At 70.1% G+C, this 16,929-nt stretch carries 16 protein-coding genes and 1 tRNA gene; 10 read left to right on the forward strand and 7 right to left on the reverse strand.

Annotated elements, in window-relative coordinates; all coding sequences use genetic code 11:
- Nucleotides 1-117 precede the first annotated feature (117 nt).
- Nucleotides 118-200 (reverse strand) — tRNA-Leu (locus ACH34S_RS30265).
- A gap of 128 nt (nt 201-328) precedes the next feature.
- Here ACH34S_RS30265 and ACH34S_RS30270 point away from each other — a divergent pair.
- The 7 genes from ACH34S_RS30270 to pknB are packed head-to-tail and all read left to right on the forward strand — an operon-like array spanning nt 329 to nt 9,498.
- Nucleotides 329-1,084, forward strand: a complete 756-nt coding sequence (locus tag ACH34S_RS30270; RefSeq protein ID WP_395956244.1) for an FhaA domain-containing protein — start codon at nt 329-331, stop codon at nt 1,082-1,084.
- 11 nt (nt 1,085-1,095) lie between these two features.
- Nucleotides 1,096-1,599, forward strand: a complete 504-nt coding sequence (locus ACH34S_RS30275; RefSeq protein WP_395956245.1) for an FHA domain-containing protein — start codon at nt 1,096-1,098, stop codon at nt 1,597-1,599.
- A complete protein-coding gene (locus tag ACH34S_RS30280; RefSeq protein WP_395956246.1) occupies nt 1,596-3,176 on the forward strand; it encodes a Stp1/IreP family PP2C-type Ser/Thr phosphatase in 1,581 nt (526 codons plus the stop codon). The genes ACH34S_RS30275 and ACH34S_RS30280 overlap by 4 nt, the downstream gene beginning before the upstream one ends.
- Nucleotides 3,177-4,763 (forward strand): FtsW/RodA/SpoVE family cell cycle protein, encoded by a 1,587-nt coding sequence (locus ACH34S_RS30285; RefSeq protein WP_395956247.1) that lies wholly within the window; start codon nt 3,177-3,179, stop codon nt 4,761-4,763.
- A gap of 10 nt (nt 4,764-4,773) precedes the next feature.
- Nucleotides 4,774-6,267 carry a peptidoglycan D,D-transpeptidase FtsI family protein gene (locus tag ACH34S_RS30290; RefSeq protein WP_395956249.1) on the forward strand — a complete coding sequence of 498 codons (1,494 nt, stop codon included), beginning with the start codon at nt 4,774-4,776 and terminating at the stop codon, nt 6,265-6,267.
- Nucleotides 6,264-7,679 (forward strand): serine/threonine-protein kinase, encoded by a 1,416-nt coding sequence (locus tag ACH34S_RS30295; RefSeq protein WP_395956250.1) that lies wholly within the window; start codon nt 6,264-6,266, stop codon nt 7,677-7,679. Before ACH34S_RS30290 ends, ACH34S_RS30295 begins: the two co-directional genes overlap by 4 nt.
- Before the next feature lie 22 nt (nt 7,680-7,701).
- A complete protein-coding gene (pknB, locus tag ACH34S_RS30300) occupies nt 7,702-9,498 on the forward strand; it encodes a Stk1 family PASTA domain-containing Ser/Thr kinase (RefSeq protein WP_395956251.1) in 1,797 nt (598 codons plus the stop codon).
- Between the two features lie 479 nt (nt 9,499-9,977).
- Here the strand turns inward: pknB and ACH34S_RS30305 are convergent, their stop codons facing one another.
- Genes ACH34S_RS30305 through ACH34S_RS30315 form a run of 3 tightly spaced genes read right to left on the reverse strand, consistent with a single transcriptional unit; the run spans nt 9,978 to nt 11,569 of the window.
- Nucleotides 9,978-10,169 (reverse strand): hypothetical protein, encoded by a 192-nt coding sequence (locus ACH34S_RS30305; protein WP_395956252.1) that lies wholly within the window; start codon nt 10,167-10,169, stop codon nt 9,978-9,980.
- 10 nt (nt 10,170-10,179) lie between these two features.
- Nucleotides 10,180-10,812 carry a class E sortase gene (locus ACH34S_RS30310; protein WP_395956253.1) on the reverse strand — a complete coding sequence of 211 codons (633 nt, stop codon included), beginning with the start codon at nt 10,810-10,812 and terminating at the stop codon, nt 10,180-10,182.
- A gap of 19 nt (nt 10,813-10,831) precedes the next feature.
- A complete protein-coding gene (locus ACH34S_RS30315; protein ID WP_395956254.1) occupies nt 10,832-11,569 on the reverse strand; it encodes a DUF881 domain-containing protein in 738 nt (245 codons plus the stop codon).
- An 81-nt stretch (nt 11,570-11,650) separates the two neighbouring features.
- Between ACH34S_RS30315 and ACH34S_RS30320 the strand changes: the two genes are divergently transcribed.
- A complete protein-coding gene (locus tag ACH34S_RS30320) occupies nt 11,651-11,908 on the forward strand; it encodes a cell division protein CrgA (RefSeq protein WP_395956255.1) in 258 nt (85 codons plus the stop codon).
- A 212-nt stretch (nt 11,909-12,120) separates the two neighbouring features.
- Here the strand turns inward: ACH34S_RS30320 and ACH34S_RS30325 are convergent, their stop codons facing one another.
- Together ACH34S_RS30325 and ACH34S_RS30330 are read right to left on the reverse strand one after the other, a co-directional pair.
- Nucleotides 12,121-13,014, reverse strand: coding sequence for a rhomboid family intramembrane serine protease (locus tag ACH34S_RS30325; RefSeq protein ID WP_395956256.1), 894 nt, complete (start codon nt 13,012-13,014; stop codon nt 12,121-12,123).
- A 46-nt stretch (nt 13,015-13,060) separates the two neighbouring features.
- A complete protein-coding gene (locus ACH34S_RS30330) occupies nt 13,061-13,585 on the reverse strand; it encodes a peptidylprolyl isomerase (RefSeq protein ID WP_395956257.1) in 525 nt (174 codons plus the stop codon).
- Between the two features lie 163 nt (nt 13,586-13,748).
- On the opposite strand from ACH34S_RS30330, the gene ACH34S_RS30335 reads away from it, so the two are divergent.
- Both ACH34S_RS30335 and ACH34S_RS30340 read left to right on the forward strand, forming a co-directional pair.
- Nucleotides 13,749-14,231, forward strand: a complete 483-nt coding sequence (locus ACH34S_RS30335; protein ID WP_395956258.1) for a hypothetical protein — start codon at nt 13,749-13,751, stop codon at nt 14,229-14,231.
- A gap of 168 nt (nt 14,232-14,399) precedes the next feature.
- Complete coding sequence (locus tag ACH34S_RS30340; RefSeq protein WP_395956259.1) at nt 14,400-15,209, forward strand: acyltransferase; 810 nt, start codon at nt 14,400-14,402, stop codon at nt 15,207-15,209.
- 72 nt (nt 15,210-15,281) lie between these two features.
- Here ACH34S_RS30340 and ACH34S_RS30345 read toward each other — a convergent pair whose 3' ends face one another.
- The gene (locus ACH34S_RS30345; protein ID WP_395956260.1) at nt 15,282-16,886 is read right to left on the reverse strand and encodes a DEAD/DEAH box helicase; all 1,605 of its coding nucleotides are present in this window, start codon (nt 16,884-16,886) and stop codon (nt 15,282-15,284) included.
- Between the last annotated feature and the right edge of the window lie 43 nt (nt 16,887-16,929).

Raw genomic sequence — 16,929 nt, forward strand, 5'->3', positions numbered from 1 at the left:
AGGGGGGCGTGGGGGGCGGAGCCCCCCACATCGGGGGTCCGGGGGTCGCCCCCCGGGCAAAACGACGAAGGAGTGGCGCCCCGCGCTCTCCGCGGGCACACCACTCCCAACTCCGAGTGGGCGAGGAGGGATTTGAACCCTCACATCCTTTCGGACACACGGACCTGAACCGTGCGCGTCTGCCGTTCCGCCACCCGCCCAAGGGTGAGGACCCGGTTTCCGGGTGCCTGAAAAGGCTAGCACGCGGCCGGCAGTGGTTAGGTACCAGATACGGCAGGCGAACCTTCGCACCGATACGATCGTCTACCAGTGGGGAAGGGAGGTGCCCGTGGGCGTCATTCAGCGCTTCGAGCGACGGCTCGAGGGCATGGTCGAAGGGGCCTTCGCCCGTGCCTTCAAGTCCGAGCTGCAGCCGGTCGAGGTTGCCAGTGCTGTGCAGCGCGAGATGGACGATCGGGCGGCGATCGTGGCGCAGGGCAGGACGCTCGTTCCGAACGACTTCGTCGTCGAGATTTCTCAGCAGGACGGGCAGCGGCTCCAGGTGTACGCCGACAGCCTGAGCCAGGAGCTGGCGAACCTCGCGCGCGAGTACGCGAAGGAGCAGGGGTACTCCTTCGTGGGGCCGGTGCGCGTGCGGTTCGAGAACACCGCGAATCTCGCCACGGGCATGTTCCGCATCCAGTCCGGGGTGATCCGGGGGTCGACGGTGGAGGGCGGTGAGATCCGCCAGCCGGTGAGCGACGTCCCGCAGGGGGCGCGCGGGGGGGTGTTCGGGGGGCATCCGCGGCTGCTGGTGACGACGGCCGTCGAGGGGTCGGACACGACCCAGCGCACCTATGAGATCAATACGCCGGTGACCCTGCTGGGTCGCGGCACGGACTGCGACCTGCGCCTTGTCGATCCCGGAGTGTCCCGGCACCATGCCGAGATACGCGTAGAAGGTCCCGAAATCGCTCTCGTGGATCTAGGGTCGACCAACGGCTCGTTCGTGAACGGGCAGCCGATCCGGCGGGTCACGCTGGTCGACGGCTCCCGGGTGACGATGGGCCGGACCACTCTTGTGTTCCGCCGCGATAGGGAGTAACCCCGACTCCGATGTCCCCTTTCACCCTCACGCTGATCAAGCTGGCGTTCCTCGCGGTCCTCTGGCTGTTCGTCATCGCGGCCGTCGGCGTGATCAGGGCCGACCTGTTCGGCTCGAAGGCCGCGACGAGAGCGGCCCAACGCGCGTCCCAGCCGCGGCCTCCCCGGGAGCGGGAGCAGCGGCAGCCGAAGCCGCCGCGGCAGCCGCGCAGCGCCCAGCAGGGCGCCCCGACGAAGCTGGTGGTCGTGCAGGGCGAACGGGCCGGCACGGTCATCGACCTCACGGGGGTGCCCATCACCATCGGTCGGGCCAATGACGCCACACTCGTAGTGACCGACGACTACGCTTCGAGCCGGCATGCCCGACTTTATGCGCAGGACGGTCAGTGGATCGTGGAAGATCTCGGTTCGACCAATGGCACATATCTCGGACGCACGAAGGTGAGCCGGCCGATGCCGGTTCCGCCCGGCGTACCGGTCCGTATCGGCAAGACCGTGATCGAGCTGCGCAAATGACTCTGGGAATCCGCTACGCCGCGCGCTCCGACGTCGGCATGCTGCGCGAGGGCAACGAAGACTCGGCGTACGCGGGCGCGCACCTGCTCGCGGTCGCCGACGGGATGGGCGGGCACGTCGGCGGCGAGATCGCCAGCGCGGCGGCGATCGAGGCGCTGCGGGCGCTCGACAAGGACCTGCCCGCGACGGAGCTGCTGGCCGCGCTGGAGCACACGGTCCGGGCGGCGAACGACAACCTGCACCGCATCGTGGAGTCCGATCCGGCGCTGCAGGGCATGGGCACGACGCTGACGGCGATGCTGTGGGCGGGCAACCAGGTCGCGCTCGTCCATATCGGCGACTCCCGCGCCTACCTGCTGCGGGACGGCAGCCTCTTCCAGATCACGCACGACCACACGCTGGTCCAGTCGCTGGTGGACGAGGGCCGTATCAGCCCCGACGAGGCCGCGTCCCACCCCCAGCGTTCGCTGCTGCTGCGGGCGCTGGACGGGCGCGGCGAAGTCGACCCCGACCTGTCCCTCCGGGAGGCGCAGGTCGGCGACCGGTACCTGCTGTGCTCGGACGGCCTTTCGGGCGTCGTCACCGCCGAGACGATCTTCCAGGTGCTGACCGACGTGGACGACCCGGAGCAGGCCGTCCGGCAGCTCATCGACCTGGCGAACCGCGGCGGCGGCCCCGACAACATCACCTGCGTGGTCGCGGACGTCGTCAACCTGGAGCGCCAGCCGCCGACGGGCGGGCCGGGGCACGCGGTCGGCGCGGCGGCCAACGCCTCGCCGCCGGAGCCGCCGGGCGGGGGGCCGGGCGCGAACACGACCGCCGCCGACACGCCCGCCGGGCGGGCCGCGCAGCTCCGCGACACCAGGCCGCAGCCGCCGGTCGCCGTCGACGAGATGCCCCCGCCGCCGGCCCCCGCGCAGGCGCCGATGGGCGACCCGATGGGCGGTCCGCCGATGGCGGGCGGCGCGATGCAGCCGGCACCGGCGCGGGCGCGCCGGGGCGGCCTGCGCCGCTGGACGTGGCTCTTCGTCGTCGCGGGCGTGGTCGTCGTGTGCGTCGTGACGGGCGGGGTCGTGCTGGTGCAGCTCGTCCGGAGCGGCCACTACATCGGTGCGGAGAACGGCCAGGCCGTCCTGTACCGGGGGTCGCCGCAGCCGCTGCTGGGCATCAGCATGTCCCGCAAGGCGAACGTGCCGAACCTCCAGCCCATCATGATCGAAGACCTCCCCCAGGACCTCCAGCAGGAAGTGAAGGCCACCTACTCGGTCGACGGCCCCGACGAGTGGCAGCTGCTGGTCGACCGGGTCTGCAAGTACAGCCTCCTGGAGCAGGACGGCACCGTCATCGTCGTGCGCGGCCGCAGCCAGCAGAGCTGCAAGGAGGACGTGAAGCCCACGAACGTCCAGCTCACCACGCTGACCACGCCCGACGTCAAGGCGATCAAGGACGGCACGGTCAAGAACATCATCGGCCGGGCCGGCGCGCAGGCCCGGCTGAAGGAGATGACGGACCGCCGCGACAAGTGCGCCCAGGGCGGCGCCGGCAAGCCCGCCGGGTGTCCCGGAGGGAAGCCGTAGATGCAGTCGATCGGGGAGCAGATCAGGGCGCGGCTGCCGTACCAGCGGCGCAACGCGGCCTCGTTCGCGCTGCTGATCTTCGCGATGGTGCTGACGCTGTCGGCGTTCGCGGAGGTCGGCCTGGCCCGTGACGGCTACATCCCCGGCGGCCTGTTCGTCTACGGCGGCGGGCTCGCCGTGCTGGCGCTCGCCGCCTACTTCGCCCAGATGAAGTTCACCCCGTACGCCGACCCGCTGCTGCTGCCGCTGGCGGTGGCGCTGAACGGCGTCGGGCTCGCGATGATCTACCGGCTGGATCTGGACACCAGCGACGACCGCAAGGCCGCCGCGGCCGCGGGCAAGAAGATCCTGGCGGACGCCGCCGATGCGCCCAGCCAGCTGATGTGGTCGTTCGTCGGCATCGGCCTGTTCGTCGCCGCCGTCCTGATCATGCGGGACACCGACAAGCCCGACGCTCCGCTGTCGTTCACGCCGAAGACCGCGCAGCGCTACACGTACCTGATCGGCCTCAGCGCCGTCATCCTGCTGCTGCTGCCGATCGTCCCCGGCATCGGCGCGGAGATCAACGGCGCCCGGGTGTGGATCAACCTCGGCCCGTTCTCGGTGCAGCCGGGCGAGTTCGCCAAGCTGCTGCTCGTCGTGTTCTTCGCCGGCTACCTGGTGAACAAGCGGCAGGCGATGTCGCTGATCGGCAAGAAGATCGGCCCGCTGAGCGTGCCCCGGGCCCGCGACCTCGGCCCGATCATGGTGCTCTGGTTCTTCTCGCTCGGCGTCCTGTTCATCCAGAAGGACCTCGGTACCGCGCTGCTGTTCTTCGGCCTGTTCATCTCGATGCTGTACATCGCGACGCAGCGGGTGTCGTGGGTCGTGATCGGTGTCGGGCTGCTGGCGGCGGGCGTGTTCGTCGCGACGCTGCTGCCGTTCATGGGTCACGTGAACCAGCGCATCGACATCTGGCAGAACCCGAAGCCGTACTTCGACGGCGGCTGCCTGCTGGAGAGCGGCAAGGTCGTCCCCGTCAACCCCAACACCGAGATCTACAAGCGGTTCGACAAGCCGGGCGTGATCTCGCCGGGCTTCAGCGCGTGCGCCGAGCTCGGCGGGGAGTACTCCGACAGCGCGCAGCTGATGAAGGGCCTGTACGCGCTCGCGGAGGGCGACGTCCTCGGCACCGGGCTCGGGCAGGGCGAGCCGTGGCGGACGCCGCTGTCGTTCAGCGACTTCATCTTCGACTCGATCGGCGAGGAGCTCGGGCTGACCGGGCTGATGGCGCTGCTGCTGATCTACTCGCTGATCGTGCAGCGCGGGATGAAGACCGCGGTGGCGGCGCGCGACCCGTTCCTGAAACTGTTCGCGGGAGGTGTCTCGTTCGTCCTCGCGCTCCAGGTCTTCGTGATCGTCGGCGGCGTGACCAAGCTGATCCCGCTCACCGGCCTGACGACGCCGTTCCTGTCCCAGGGCGGCTCGTCGCTGATGGCCAACTGGATCCTGATCGCGATCCTGGTGCGGATGAGCCATGACGCGCGCAAGCCGGCCCCGCAGGCGATCCAGGACGAGGGCATGACCCAGATCGTGAGCACGAGGTGATTTCCGTCCCATGAATATGGACAAGCCGGTTCGACGGGTGGCGATCTTCGCCTTGCTGCTGTTCTTCGGGCTGATGGCGCAGGTCAACTATGTCCAGGGCAGCCAGGCGGAAGATCTGCGGACCGACTCCAACAACGCCCGGCAGTACGCCGACCCGCTCAAGTCGCCGCGCGGGCAGATCAGCGCGGGCGGCGAGGTCCTGGTGGCGTCGGAGAAGTTCAAGACCGACAGCGAGAAGTACTCCCGGGTCTACAAGGACGGCCCGATCTTCTCGCCGATCACCGGGGCCTTCACGACGAGCGGCACCGCCTCGCAGGTCGAGCGGGCCTACAACTCGCTGCTGGGCGGCAACGACAAGCGGATCACGCAGCAGCGCTGGTTCGACACGTTCATCGGCAAGAAGGCGGAGGGCGCGAACGTCGAGCTGACGATCGACCCGGACGCGCAGCGGACGGCGTACGCGCAGCTGAAGGCGAAGACGCAGCAGGGCCGCCGCGGCGGCGCCGTCGTGCTGGACATCAAGACCGGCGCGATCAAGGTGGCGGCGTCGTGGCCGTCCTACGACCCGAACGAGGTCGCGCCGCAGACGGGCGACAAGGGCGCGAAGCGGCTGGAGCAGCTGGAGAAGGGCAACGGCGTCATCCGGCCGCTGGTCGACAACGCGCTGAGCCAGACGTTCCCGCCGGGCTCGTCGTTCAAGACGGTCACGTCGGCGGTGGCGATGGAGCGGCTCAACCTCAGCATCTCCTCCAGCGTCCTCACCGGCCAGCTGATCCTGCCGGAGTCGGGGAAACCGCTGCCGAACTCGCACGACAGCGGCAGCTGCGCCGGCACCGCCCCGCTGAAGGGCGCGTTCGCCGAGTCGTGCAACACCTCGTTCGCGAAGATGGCGCTCGACATGGGCATCCAGCAGCTCCACGACGGCTCGGCGAAGTTCGGGTTCGGGGAGCGGATCAAGATGGAGCCGGACATGTTCTCGGCGGAGAGCGCGGTCCCGGTGTCGGTCACCGACTCCAAGGGCAAGACGGTCGAGACCGGCAAGGACGGGACGGCGCGCTCCGGCATCGGCCAGGAGAACGTGCGGGCCACGCCGCTGCAGATGGCGATGGTCGGCGCCGCGGTCGCTCACGACGGCAAGATCATGAACCCGTACGTGGTGCAGAAGGTGCGGGCCAAGGACCAGAGCGAGCTGTACAACGCCTCCCCGAAGGAGTTCGGGGAGGCGATGAGCGGCGACCACGCCGACCAGCTCGCCCAGATGATGCGGGCCGTGATCACGGAGGGCACCGCGAAGAACCTCCAGGGCATGCGGATCGCCGGTAAGACCGGTACCGCCGAGCAGGACCCGAGGTCCGGCATCCCGAACTCCCGCTGGTTCGTCGGGTTCAGCCCGATCGAGAACCCGCGCTACGCCTTCGCCGTGGTGACCGAGGGGTCCGGCGACGGCGCGACCAACGCCGGTCCGATCGCAGGGGCGATCATGGCCAAGGTCTTGAAGAAGTGAGCACGGGCCTCGTCCTGAACGGGCGGTACCGGCTGCTGGAGCGGCTGGCCGTCGGCGGGATGGGCGAGGTCTGGCGGGCGGACGACGAGGTGGCCCGGCATCCGGTCGCGGTGAAGCTGCTGCGCCGGGAGTTCGTGTCGGACCTGTCGGCGCGGACCCGGTTCGAGTCGGAGGCCCGGTTCGCGGCCGAGCTGCGGCATCCGGGGATCGCGCAGGCCTACGACTTCGGCGAGCAGAACGGCCGGACGTACCTGGTGATGGAGCTGGTGGCGGGCGAGCCGCTGGACGGGATCCTCGCGCGGGACGGCGGGCTGCCGCTGGAGGCCGTCCTCGACCTGCTGGTCCAGGCGGGGCGGGCGCTGACCGTCGCGCACCGGGCGGGGGTCGTGCACCGGGACGTCAAGCCCGCGAACCTGATGGTGTCGCCGGAGGGCGTCCTGAAGATCACCGACTTCGGGATCGCGCGGCAGCTGGCGGCGGCGTCGCAGACCGCGACCGGCATGGTCATGGGGACGGCGCACTACATCTCCCCGGAGCAGGCGCAGGGGCTGAAGCTGACGCCGTCCGCCGATCTTTACTCGCTGGGCGTGGTGGCCTACGAGTGCCTGACGGGGGCGCCGCCGTTCGACGGTTCCACGCCGGTGGAGGTCGCGCTGCGGCACGTCCGGGAGGCGCCGGCGGAGCTGCCGCCGCGGTTCCCGGCGGCGGCCCGCGACCTGATCATGGAGATGCTGGCGAAGCATCCCGCGGAGCGTCCGGTGGACGCGGCGACCGTCGCCGGCCGGGCCCTGGCGATCCGCACGGCGCTCAGCACGGGCCGCCCGCTCCCGGTGAACGCCGCCGCCCGTCCCCCGGCACGACCCGAGATTGTTACCCAATCGTCTGTTTTGTCTGGATTTGACGGGTCTGTGGCGGCGGATAACCTCACCAGGGGATCGGTGCGCGGGCACGAGCGCCCCGGCAGGCGCACGGCACGGACGTACACCTCCGCCGCGGCGGTGCTGCTGGTCGTCACGGCCATCGTGATCGGGTCCCTGTGGAAGGGCTTCGCCTTCGCCGCCTCCGGCGAGGACGAGCGGGACCCGCCCGGCGCCCCCGCCACACGGCCCGTCGGGGACGGCAGCGTCGACGTCCCAGGCGCCTCGCCGGGCGAGTCCGAGACGTACCGGGCCCGTGTCACACCCAGGCGGACTGTCCCGCAGGGGCCGCGGACGCATAGGATCCGTCCGTCAACGCCGGGGACCCGCCAGGCGTCCCCAACACAGAAGTCATCCATGAATCCGCACAGGGCGACGCGCACCGCCCCAGACCAAACACCGACACCGGCGGAGAGCGCCACGACTCCGTCAACTCCGAGCCCGGATCCCTCTCCCACACAGAGCGGGAAGCTAGGTTCGGAGGACAAGGTGTAGACGTACGAGGGAAAGTGCACATATGAGTCAACCTCGGCTGCTCGGCGGCCGCTACGAGCTCGATACGGTGATCGGGCGGGGCGGCATGGCCGAGGTCTACCGTGCCCGAGACCTGCGCCTAGACCGCGTCGTCGCGGTCAAGACCCTGCGGTCCGACCTGGCCCGCGACCCCACGTTCCAGGCCCGGTTCCGGCGCGAGGCCCAGTCGGCCGCGTCGCTGAACCACCCCTCGGTCATCGCCGTGTACGACACCGGCGAAGACATGATCGGCGACAACTCCATCCCGTACATCGTGATGGAGTACGTGGACGGCAGCACGCTGCGCGACCTGCTACGGGAGAACCGCGCGCTGCTGCCCGAGAAGGCGCTCGAGGTCACCGACGGGATCCTGCGCGCCCTCGACTACAGCCACCGCGGCGGGATCGTCCACCGCGACATCAAACCGGCCAACGTGATGCTGACCCGGCAGCACGAGGTCAAGGTCATGGACTTCGGCATCGCCCGCGCGATGGCCGACACCGCCGCCACGATGACGCAGACCGCGCAGGTCATCGGCACCGCGCAGTACCTGTCGCCGGAGCAGGCGCGCGGCGAGCGCGTCGACGCCCGCAGCGACATCTACTCGACGGGCTGCGTCCTGTACGAGCTGCTCACCGGCAAGCCGCCGTTCACCGGCGACTCCCCGGTCGCGATCGCGTACCAGCACGTCCGGGAGGAGCCGATCCCGCCGTCCGGGGTCGACCCGCAGATCCCGCAGTGGGCGGACGCGATCGTGCTGAAGGCCATGGCGAAGGAGCCAGACAACCGTTACCAGAACGCCACGGAGTTCCGGCAGGAGATCCAGCGCGTCCTGCAGGGGCAGCCGGTGGCGTCCACGGCCGCGTCCACCATGCTCATGGGCGGGCAGCCGCAGGGCACCCAGGTCATGGGCGGCTACCCGGGCGGCCCCCGCACCCAGGTGCGGCGCCCGCCGGACGATTACGGCCTCCCGCCCGCCCGCTACGACGACATGGACGACCGCGGCGGCGCCGGCAAGAAGGCCGCCCTGTGGATCGGGCTCGCCGTGCTGTTCATCGGCGGCGCCGCGCTCATCGGCTGGATGATGAGCGGCGGTGGCGGCGGGGCCGAGCAGGTCGCGATCCCGCAGAGCATCGTCAACACCAGCCAGAGCGACGCCACCGCCGAGCTCACCAAGCTCGGATTCCAGGTCGGCGAGCCGAAGCAGGAGTACAGCGACAAGATCGGGCGCGGCAACGTCATCAGCTCCGACCCGAAGCCCGGCACCCAGGCGGCCAAGGGCGCAACGATCACGTTGGTGGTCTCCAGGGGCAAGAAGCCGCCCTCGGAGGTCGAGATCCCGGACGTGACCGGCAAGCCCTACAGCTCGGCCAAGAGCCTCCTGGAGGAACAGGGGTTCGACGTCGAGAAGAAGGTGGAGTCGAGCGACTCCGTCCCACGCCTCGACGTCATCAGCACCGACCCGCCCGGCGGCTCGAAGGCGCCGAAGGGCTCGACGGTCACGGTCGTCGTCTCCAACGGCCCGGCGAACCTCAAGGTCCCGAACCTGTTCAACAGCAGCCAGCGCGCCGCCTGCGCCAAGCTGGAGGGCCTCGGCCTGCGCTGCAACGTGCAGAAGGGCCCGGCGCCGGTGGACAGGCCCGTCGCCCCCGGCTTCGTCTACGACCAGTCCCCGACCCCGGACGCGACAGTCGCCCCAGGTGACACCGTCACGATCCACGTGGCGCAGAAGCAGGCACCCCAGCCGACCCCGCCCAGCCAGAGCCCAGGCATCCCCTGGCCTCCCGGCGGGGACGGCTAGCCGGACGAACACCCATCAAGGGCCCTGAACCTCCCACAAGGGAAGGTTCAGGGCCCTTGATCTTTCTGAACCGGGGGACGCGGACGAACCGCGCTGACCTGGGGGTTCGGCGGGAGGCCCGGAAGATATGCGAGTGATCTGAAAATTTCGGTTGAAATCCGTAACGTCGCAAGGCCCCGTGACGAAGACCATATCGAGGGCTTCCGCCATTGCCCCCGAGTGGCGGAAGCCCTCTTGTTTGTTTGCATTGCTCTCCTCCTTCGGGCCTTGGCGGCCCTCCATCGTCGAGCAACGCGTGCGATCGCTGCATCGCTCCGGCTCGCCTGGCGGCTCGCTGCGCGATCAGGTTCTCGCAAGCTCGAACCTGCCTTCGGACGCGATCGCGACGGGTTTGGTTGTTGCGTGGTTGCGGTGCCGGTTGCGGTCGTTGCGTCCGGAGGTGCTGGTTCCGGCGGGGTGGGCTGCGGCCGTGCGGGTGGTCAGCGTCGGGGGGTTGGGGTGGCTGTTGGGGGTGGGCGGTCTACTACGCCCTGGTCGAACTGGACCTTGGGTTCTACCCACGGGAAGACCGCGTACCAGAAGATGGCGGCTATGGCGATGATCAAGCCCAGTGCCGTGGCGGTCTTGGTCTGCCATTCGCCCGGCAGGTGGCGCCAGATCCAGGCGTACACGGGGTGCCTCCTAGGTTCCGGCGGCGGGCTGGTTCACGCGAGGTAGCGCGGACGCCAGCTCGCCGAAGATGATCATTCGTTCGGCGGCGGAGTACTTGGGGTGGCAGGTGGTGAGGGTGATCAGCGGCTTGGTCGGCTTGCGCTTCGGGTGTTGGGGGACGGGCGCGGTCACCTCTGTCGCGGAGGGTTTCACTATGTCGCGGCCGGTGACCGTGTAGACGTACTGCTTGTCCCGGGTGTCTATGAGGATCTTGTCGCCGCGCTTCAGCTCGCCCAGGCGGTTGAACGGCGCGGAGTAGGTCGTCCGGTGGCCGGAGATCACGAAGTTGCCGATCTGGCCGGGGAGTGCGGTGCCGGGGTAGTGGCCGGGGCCCTTGCGGAGGTCCTTGCGCTCCACGCCCTCGATGATCACGAAGCGGTAGTCCGGGCCGAAGCGGGGGATGCGGATCATCGCCAGGCCCTTGCCGAGCTTTACGCGCTCGGTGGTGACCTTGCCCCAGTCCTTCAGGAGCTGGTCGCCGAGGCGGTTCTGTTGATCCTGGGTGTAGCGGCCGGTTCCCCACAGCGAGTACGTGACGAAGAGCATGAGGATCAGTCCGGCGGTGATGCACAGCTCGCCCATGCCACGGATGACCGTCCGCACCGAGCGTCCTCCTCCGGGGCTAGCCGCCTGTGGGCACCGTAGCGTGCTTCATGGTCACGTTGCCGGTGTAGGGCGGCAACGTGGCGCGTTCCACGGTCCGTACCGAGTAGCCGAGCCCGTACGCGTGGACGTACTTCCGGTAGATCGCGATCTCGCGGGACGCGCCGAGCGCCGCGTGGAGCCGTTCCGGGTCGCCGGTCGCGGTGATCCGGAACGGTGGGGAGTACACGACGCCCTGGAGGATCAGCGTATTGCCCACGCAGCGCACCGCGCTCGTCGAGATCACCCGCTGGTCCATTATCTGCATCCCGGTGGCGCCGCCGGCCCACAGCGCGTTGACGACGGCCTGCACGTCCGCCTGGTGGACGACGAGGTCGTCGGGACGGACGTCGCGGGGCATGTCGGCCGGCTGCGGGGCGTCGTCCAGAGAAACCTGGACGGCCGCGCCTGTGAGTGGGGTGAATCCTGCGCGGGACGCCAATTGGTCCGCTTCGGATTGGGCGTGTTTCACGCGGGCGTCGTGACGTCCGGCCTCCCGGGAGATACCGTCGACCTCGTGGCGGAGGCGCCGGTACTCGGCGCGCTCCTGACGGCTCCGGTGCTGCTCGGCGGCGATCAGCTCGGTGACACGGGTGCGGCCCTGCTCGCGCAGGCTCGTGCCGCGGGCCGTGCTCGCGCTCGCCGCGAACAGGGTTCCCGCGAGGAGCGTGAGAACTGGGATGATGCTTCCCCACGCTGGAAGCCGTACTCTGCACACCAGCGACTACGCTAACCGACAAAACACCCATGCGCGGTCCGGCGCTCCGGCCGCCGGACGCCCGAGGAGATCGAATCCACCGTGGCCAAGTCCAAAGTGCGCAAGAAGGCCGTTTACACGCCCCCGCAGAAGTCCAAGGCCCCGGAGGTCAGCCCGCGCTGGCTGGTGCCCACGATGGTCGGTCTGTGGCTCATCGGCCTGATCTGGATCGCGGTCTTCTACGTGACCGCCAGCACCGGCACCGACGTGCCGTACATGACCGACCTGCACAACTGGAATCTCGGCATCGGCTTCGCCGCGATCATCCTCGGCGTGATCCTGTCGACCAAGTGGCGCTGACCGTTAGTTATCCACAGGCCGGGCATCTCCCACCCCGGCTATCCCCAGGTTTTCCACAGCCGGACACCGGCCGCGCCGCGCCCTGAGGGGCCCGGTGCGGCTGGTGTCGGCCGTGTGCACGGTCGTGATTTGGTCGTTTTGGTAGAGTGGCACGTTCCAATGAGGTGGAAGTGCCCGGACGCCGCCGCCGGTGGGCCGCGGCGCCCGCGCCTTTAGGTCGCGGAGGTGAGATCCGCCGTCCTGACCAGGACCAGAACCGCCAGCAGGGCGAAGATGAGCACCGGCGCCGCGATGTGGATCACGCGCTGGCGCGCCGCCGGCGCGTAGGCGTAGGCGGCGGCGAGCGCCGCGCCGACCACGAGCCCGCCGATGTGCCCCTGCCAGGAGATGCTCGGCACCCCGAACGTGATCACCAGGTTGATCACCAGCAGGAACACGATCGGCCCGACCGGGCTGCCGAGCCGGCGGCCGATCACGAAGAACGCCCCGAAGAGGCCGAAGATCGCGCCCGACGCGCCGACGGCCGCGTCGTTCGGGGCACCGACCAGGTACAGCAGCACCGAGCCGCCCAGGCCCGACAGCACGTACAGGGCGAGGAAGCGCCACCGTCCGAGCACCTGCTCCAGGGAGGGGCCGACCGCCCACAGCGCCCACATGTTGAACAGGATGTGGGCGATGCCGAACGTCCCGCCGCGCTGGTGCAGGAACATCGTGGTGAACAGCCGGTACCACTCGCCCTCTGCGACGCCCCCGACGGTGCCGTCCGGCAGCACGGCGCGGCCGAGCATCATGAAATCCCACACGACTTGCCACGACGCCAGCTCGGCCAGGTAAGCCGCCAGGCACGCGCCGATGAGCGTGTAGGAGACGACCGGCACGGCCGACGAAGACCCCCGCGCGCCGAGCACCGTCCGCGCCTTGCGCATGCCACGGTTGCCCTCGGCGACGCACTCGACGCACTGATGCCCGACCGCCGCGTCCCGCATGCAATCGGGGCAGATGAAGCGGTCGCACCGGGTGCAGCGCACGTACGTCTCCCGCCCCGGATGCCGGTAGCAGGTCGGCACCGAGGTCTCGGGAGCGGGCGTCTGGTCGTCTGTGCTCATCTAGGGCTCCGTAGGGGCCGTTACCAGGTCTCACCCTATGGAACGACTAACGGCGTTCGATCGTCACCGACTTGAGCACGACGTCCTCGGTCGGGCGGTCGCCGCGTCCGGTCTCGACCTTGCCGATGCGGTCGACGACGTCCGTGCCCTCGATGACCTTGCCGAAGATGGTGTGCCGGCCGGTCAGGTGCTGGGTGTGCCCGACGCTGAGCGTGATGAAGAACTGCGAGCCGTTGGTGCCGGGCCCGGCGTTGGCCATCGCCAGCAGGTAGGGCTTGTTGAACTTCAGGTCGGGGTGGAACTCGTCCTTGAACTCGTAGCCGGGGCCGCCGGTGCCGGTGCCGAGCGGGTCGCCGCCCTGGATCATGAACTTGTCGATGATCCGGTGGAAGACGGTGCCGTCGTAGAGCGGCGCGTCCGACTTCTGGCCGGTCCGGGGATCGTGCCAGGTCCGGTTCCCCTCCGCCAGGTCGACGAAGTTCGCCACCGTCTCCGGCGCCTGCTCCGGGTACAGCTGGGCGACGATCGTGCCGAGCGAGGTGTTCAGCTTCGCGAAGATCTCGTTGGCCACTCTGGCCTCCTCCTCGTTGAGTGGGTTATGTGACGTCCGATGGCGTGGTCACGATCATGCCCGAATATGTCACGCTCGGTGACCTGATGGTCGCGTGTTCAGGGTTTACCCCCCGGTTCCTGGGAAGGCTGCACGACAGGACCTCGCAAACAGGGAGGTTAGCGTGTCCCTAATGATCAATATCCGCCGGAAGCCGCAGGAGGACGGTCTGACACGGTTCGGACGCGTCCAGGAGACGGCCCGCCAAGGCGCCGACATGTGCCGGCAGGGCGCGTCCTCGGCGGCCGAGCGGATCGTGCCCGTCGCGGGCGAGCGCGTCATGGTCGTCCGCGAATGGAGCGCACCGAGGCTCCGGCAGGCCGCCCGGTACGTGGAGACCGGGCTGGCCCCGCGGGTGAGCACGTTTCTGAGCGATGTGGCGCACCGGATGGAACCGCCGAAGCGGACCAGGCCGGGGCGCGGCGCGCTCATGGCGATGATGGGGGTGGTCGCCGCCGTCGGCGTGGCCGGCGCGGTCGCGACGCGGCGCGGCGTCATCCGCGACCTGACCAAGGGTTCCGGTGACCATGCGGGGGACGCCACGTCCGCCGACTCCATGACGGTCAGCGGCGCCGACGTCGACGGTCAGGTGAACTCGCCGCACTGATCCACCCCTCCGCTCTCTAGGGCGGATAGAGGGCCCGGTCATCCGTGACCGGGCCCTTCGCCGTGCGCGGGTCGTGTGCGCGGGTCGTTCGTTGCGTGCTTCGGTGGGTGGTGGTCCGTTGCGTCCCCTCTGTCCCCGGGGTTGCTACCAACCGGTACGGTGAACGCCATGTCGCGGAAACGCTCGATCCGGCAGGCGGTGGCGGACGGGGCCAGGCAGCGCGCCCGCCAGGGCGTTCACATCGCCCTGCACCGCGCGATGGAGTGGGTCCAGCGGCGCGGTGAGATCACCCCGCAGACGCCCGGCCGCCGCAGGTTCGCGTATCTGGGCGAGGGCGTGTGCATCGGCTTCCCGGTCGGCGCCGTCTACGGCGAGCCGTGGATCTCGATCGGCGACCACACGCTCGTCGGGACGCACGTCACCATCTCGGCGGGTTTCGTCCCCGGCCTCGACCTCGGCCCGGACGTCGTCGTCCGCATCGGCGGGAGCTGCTCGATCGGGCGCGGCACGCACATCGTCGGCCACCAGTCCATCGTCATCGGCGACGACGTGTTCACCGGCCCGAACGTCTACATCACCGACCAGAACCACTCCTACGGCGACCTGGACACGCCGATCGGGCGGCAGTGGCCGGAGAACAACCCCGTCGTGATCGGCGACGGCTGCTGGATCGGGACCGGCGCGATCATCCTGCCGGGCACCCGGCTGGGCCGGAACGTCGCGGTCGCGGGCGGCGCCGTCGTCCGGGGGGAGTTCCCCGACCATGCGGTGATCGGCGGCGTCCCGGCCAAGATCCTGCGCTCCCACGACGAGGAGAACGGCTGGCAGCCGCCGTTGCGTACCCCTCCGCTCATGTCGCTGGACGAGCTCGCGGCGCTGTCCGTGAACGGTCTTGAGGGTCTCCAGGTCCTTCAGGACAAGCTGCGGGAGGAGTCCGGCCAGCGCGATGACGGCGCCCTCCGGGAGGAAGCCGGCTGACGCTGGCGGGCGGGGCGGCACCGGCAAGCGAAGAGCCCCGCCTTGTGGGGCGGGGCTCCAGCGTGGTGCTTGTCAGTTGTAGCGCGCGGTGCGGCGGTCGGCGCTGTCGCGGCGGTCGGAGGTGTAGGAGCCGCCTCGGCGGTTCCCGTGCGAGCCGCCACCCGAGCGCGGACCGCCTCCGGTGCGCGGAGCGCCGCTCGTCCGGGGGCCGCCGCCGGTGCGGGGGCCGCCTCCGCGACGGTCGCCGCCGGGGTGCGAGCCGCGGTGCTCGCCGTCACGGGACTCGAACGAACCACCACGGGACTCGTAGGAGCCGCCGCGCGACTCGTACGAACCGCTGCGCGGCTCGAAGGAACCGCTGCGGCGGCGTCCGCCCTCGCGGTCGAAGGAGCGCGGGCCGCGTCCGCCGCGGCGTCCGCCCGGACGGCCCCGGCCACCGCCCTCGCCGCGGCGCGGGCGCTCGGGGATGATCGGCCCCTCGATCGGGATGCCGGACGGCGGCCGTGCCCCGGTCAGCTTGACGAGCTCGTCGTCGCCCATCGTCACCCGGACGCGGGGCGCTTCGATGCCCGCGCGGCGTGTCATCGCGGACGTCGCGCGCACCTGGTGCGGCAGCACGAGCGTCACGACGGTGCCGCGCTCACCGGCGCGGGCGGTACGGCCCGCGCGGTGCATGTAGTCCTTGTGGTCGGCGGGCGGGTCGACGTGCATGACGAGCGTCACGTCGTCCACGTGGATGCCGCGGGCGGCGACGTCGGTCGCGACGAGCACGCTGATCGAGCCCTCGCGGAACTCGGCGAGCGTGCGGGTGCGCAGCCCCTGGCTCTTGCCGCCGTGCAGGCCCGCCGCGCGGACGCCGACCTGGGCGAGCTGCTTGGCGAGCCGGTCGACGCCGTGCTTGGTGCGGGCGAACAGGATCGTCCGGCCCTCGCGGTTGGCGATCTCGGCGGTGATCGCGGACTTCTCCTTCGGCGCGACCAGGAGCAGGTGGTGGTCCATCGTGTCGACGGACTCGTCCACCGGGCCGATCGCGTGCGTCACCGGGTTGCTCAGGTACCGCCTGACCAGGACGTCCACGTCCTTGTCGAGGGTGGCGGAGAACAGCAGCCGCTGCCCGCCGAGCTTGGCGGCGTCGAGGATGTCGGTGACGTCGGGCAGGAAGCCCATGTCGGCCATGTGGTCGGCCTCGTCCAGCACGGCGATCTCGATGTCGGACAGGTCGCAGGCGCCCTGCCGCATCAGGTCCTTGAGCCGGCCGGGCGTGGCGACCAGGACCTCGACGCCGCGGCGCAGCGCGTCGATCTGCTTGAACATCGAGGTCTGGCCGATGACGGTCTTGAAGCGCAGCCCGAGGCCGCGGCCGAGCGGCTCCAGGTTCGTCTGGACCTGCTGGGCCAGCTCGCGGGTCGGGACGAGGATCAGCGCCAGCGGGCGCTTCGGCGCGGCCTTGCGGCCGGAGAGGCGGGCGAGCAGCGGCAGCCCGAAGGCCAGGGTCTTGCCGGAGCCGGTCTTGCCGCGTCCGAGGACGTCGTGTCCGGCCATGATGTCGGGAATCGCGGCGGCCTGGATCGGGAACGGCGCGTCGATGCCCTGACGGGCGAGGGAGCTCACCAGCGCGGCCGGGAGGCCGAGCTCGGCGAACGTGGGAACCCGCTCATCGCCCGCGCTTTCGGGCATGGACGGGTTCTGTGCAGCAGCAGCTGTGGTCACGCATTACCTT

The organism is Actinomadura sp. 3N508, assembly GCF_044326375.1.
GTDB lineage: Bacteria > Actinomycetota > Actinomycetes > Streptosporangiales > Streptosporangiaceae > Spirillospora.

What these genes read in the sequence shown, in the direction of transcription:
- ACH34S_RS30285 (WP_395956247.1), top strand. Translation starts at nt 3,177, where the DNA reads ATGCAGTCGATCGGGGAGCAGATCAGGGCGCGGCTGCCGTACCAGCGG.
- ACH34S_RS30345 (WP_395956260.1), bottom strand. Translation starts at nt 16,886, where the DNA reads ATGCCCGAAAGCGCGGGCGATGAGCGGGTTCCCACGTTCGCCGAGCTC.
- ACH34S_RS30275 (WP_395956245.1), top strand. Translation starts at nt 1,096, where the DNA reads ATGTCCCCTTTCACCCTCACGCTGATCAAGCTGGCGTTCCTCGCGGTC.
- ACH34S_RS30325 (WP_395956256.1), bottom strand. Translation starts at nt 13,014, where the DNA reads ATGAGCACAGACGACCAGACGCCCGCTCCCGAGACCTCGGTGCCGACC.
- pknB (WP_395956251.1), top strand. Translation starts at nt 7,702, where the DNA reads ATGAGTCAACCTCGGCTGCTCGGCGGCCGCTACGAGCTCGATACGGTG.
- ACH34S_RS30340 (WP_395956259.1), top strand. Translation starts at nt 14,400, where the DNA reads ATGTCGCGGAAACGCTCGATCCGGCAGGCGGTGGCGGACGGGGCCAGG.
- ACH34S_RS30290 (WP_395956249.1), top strand. Translation starts at nt 4,774, where the DNA reads ATGAATATGGACAAGCCGGTTCGACGGGTGGCGATCTTCGCCTTGCTG.
- ACH34S_RS30280 (WP_395956246.1), top strand. Translation starts at nt 1,596, where the DNA reads ATGACTCTGGGAATCCGCTACGCCGCGCGCTCCGACGTCGGCATGCTG.